This window comes from Flavobacterium aestuarii (assembly GCF_040049115.1).
GTDB lineage: Bacteria > Bacteroidota > Bacteroidia > Flavobacteriales > Flavobacteriaceae > Flavobacterium > Flavobacterium aestuarii.
Window position 1 is genome coordinate 1 of the sequence record NZ_JBDLZZ010000054.1, and the last position, 716, is coordinate 716.

At 49.2% G+C, this 716-nt stretch carries 1 rRNA gene; it reads right to left on the reverse strand.

Annotation, left to right across the window (positions count from 1 at the left end):
• A 16S ribosomal RNA gene (locus ABEG11_RS19030) occupies nt 1–567 on the reverse strand; the annotation flags it as partial.
• Nucleotides 568–716: the final 149 nt, after the last annotated feature.

Below are 716 nucleotides of genomic sequence, written 5' to 3' on the forward strand. Positions count from 1 at the left end.
GACCCTTTAAACCCAATGATTCCGGATAACGCTTGGATCCTCCGTATTACCGCGGCTGCTGGCACGGAGTTAGCCGATCCTTATTCTTACGGTACCGTCAAGCTCCTACACGTAGGAGGGTTTCTTCCCGTACAAAAGCAGTTTACAATCCATAGGACCGTCATCCTGCACGCGGCATGGCTGGATCAGGCTTGCGCCCATTGTCCAATATTCCTCACTGCTGCCTCCCGTAGGAGTCTGGTCCGTGTCTCAGTACCAGTGTGGGGGATCTCCCTCTCAGGACCCCTACCCATCGTAGCCTTGGTAAGCCGTTACCTTACCAACAAGCTAATGGGACGCATGCTCATCTTTTACCGTTGGAACTTTAATATGATCTCGATGCCGAGTCCATATACTATGAGGTATTAATCCAAATTTCTCTGGGCTATCCCTCTGTAAAAGGCAGATTGCATACGCGTTACGCACCCGTGCGCCGGTCTCAAGGCCCGAAAGCCTCTACCCCTCGACTTGCATGTGTTAAGCCTGCCGCTAGCGTTCATCCTGAGCCAGGATCAAACTCTTCATCGTATATTGTTCAGCCTTGCGGCTTATTTATTATGCGACTCAGTCTCTATCGGTTTTATTCAAATCTATACGATTCTATTACTCTTATTTTATCTGTCACGCCTCTCAGCGTGACGGCTGTCAATTCAATATGTCCAGGAACGTGTCTTTTT